Consider the following 234-nt stretch of genomic DNA (forward strand, 5'->3'; position numbering starts at 1 on the left):
GGCGGTGGCAACTCAGATATTGAAGATTCTACAATTCTTTCTAGTCAATACCTACCAGCTCAAAGTGGAGCTGTTTGGCGCTACTCCGATGTGAATCCTGGCCAGATTTATCAGCTTTCCAGCTCCAGTGTTGCTTCATCTTCAAATAATACAGAGCGCTTTACGTTAAATTGGGAGCACAGTGGCTTTAAGCAATCCTTTAACTACTCACAAGGAGAGCTATTTATTGAGAGC

The 234-nt window shown here is 43.2% G+C and carries 1 protein-coding gene; it reads left to right on the plus strand.

Features of this window, described 5'->3' with window-relative positions; genetic code table 11:
• Positions 1 to 234: hypothetical protein (locus tag Q4528_RS16300; RefSeq protein WP_303522825.1), on the plus strand; the 234-nt coding region annotated here is incomplete at both ends.

It is taken from the genome of Staphylococcus pasteuri (assembly GCF_030547725.1).
In the GTDB taxonomy this organism is placed as follows: Bacteria; Bacillota; Bacilli; order Staphylococcales; family Staphylococcaceae; genus Staphylococcus; species Staphylococcus pasteuri.